This is a genomic window from Clostridium sp. NSJ-49, assembly GCF_014287725.1.
Lineage (GTDB): Bacteria > Bacillota > Clostridia > Clostridiales > Clostridiaceae > Clostridium > Clostridium disporicum_B.
In genome coordinates this window covers 1-1586 of record NZ_JACOOP010000103.1, presented here as the reverse complement: position 1 = coordinate 1586, position 1586 = coordinate 1, and the positions used below count along the sequence as shown (strand labels likewise).

Sequence of the window (1586 nt, the reverse complement as noted above, 5' to 3'; positions counted from 1 at the left end):
TCAGTAAGATTGCTATTTGAAGTTACGGAGGGATTAGATTTTACAGATTTATATAAAACATACTCTACATTAGGTAGAAATCCAGCAATCGACCCTGCCATCTTATTTAAAATATTAATATATGGATGTATGAATAAAATATATTCTTCAAGAGATTTAGAAAAAGCTTGTAAAAGAGATATAAATTTCATTTGGCTTTTGCAAGGGCAAAAGGCTCCGGATCATAATACCATTGCACGATTTAGGAGTAAACACCTACAAGGATGTATATCAGATTTGTTTAATCAACTTATTGCAAAGCTTGGAGAAATGAATGAGATTAGATATGAAAATTTATTTATTGACGGGACTAAAATCGAAGCGAATGCCAATAAATATACTTTTGTATGGAAGAAAGCAACTGATAAGTTTGAATCTAAACTACAAGAAAAAATCAAAAAAACTTTTGAAGAAATACATGAAAATTTAGATATTAGAATTGCTAACATTGATCAAAAAATATCTGTTGATTATGCTAGTAAGATACTTGATAAATTAGAAAATATAAAAAAAGAAAATTCTACTGAATTTGTTTATGGGAAAGGCAAAAGAAAAAGTAAACTTCAAAAATACTATGAGAGTATTCAAGAATTTATTGAAAAGCAAATCAAATATGATAACTATAATAGTATATTTGATGGTCGTAATAGCTTCTCTAAAACAGATAAAGACGCGACTTTCATGCATATGAAAGATGACCATATGCAAAACGGCCAATTAAAACCTGGTTATAATATTCAAATAGGGGTAGAGGGTGAATATATTGTTGGTATAGATATTTCTAGTGAAAGATCAGATCAATTAACTTTTATACCCTTCTTAGATAAACTAGAAAAAGATTTACCAAAGAAATTTGAAAATGTTATCGCTGACGCCGGCTACGAAAGTGAAGAAAATTATATGTACTTATCAAAACATAATCAAAAATCATACATAAAGCCTCAAAACTACGAGAAATCAAAAAATAAAAAGTTTAAAGTTGATATAAGTAAAAGAGAAAATATGATTTATGATGAAGAAAATGATTATTATATATGTGCATATGGCAATAAATTAGTACCTATATCAAGTAAAATAAAAACTTCTAAATCTGGCTATAAATCCAATGTTACAATTTACGAAAGTGAAAACTGTAATGAGTGTCCTTATAAAAGTAAATGTACTAAAGCAAAAGGAAATAAACGCCTACATGTATCAAAAGATTTTGTAAAAAAACGTAAAACTTCATTAGAAAATATCTCGACTGAAAAAGGAAAGTTATTAAGAATGAATAGATCTATTCAGGTCGAAGGAGCTTTTGGAGTATTAAAACAAGATTATGGTTTTAGAAGATTTTTATCAAGAGGAAAAAATAATATTAAAACTGAATTTGCACTTTTGAGCTTTGCTTATAATATTCAAAAACTCTTTAATAAGATGAGTCAAAATAGAAATGGTATATTATTGCATGAAAAGAAAATAGCGTAAAGGTATATTTTTACAGAGAATAGGAGGTTTATAACCTCCTATTTGTCGTGTCAAAAAACTTGTTCATTTAGAAATAATTT

Annotated in this window: 1 protein-coding gene; it reads left to right on the top strand. The window is 27.2% G+C overall.

Features of this window, described 5'->3' with window-relative positions; genetic code table 11:
* Positions 1-1506 (top strand): IS1182 family transposase (locus H8S10_RS17805; RefSeq protein WP_186839742.1); only part of this gene is annotated, 1506 nt, incomplete at its 5' end.
* Positions 1507-1586 lie beyond the last annotated feature (80 nt).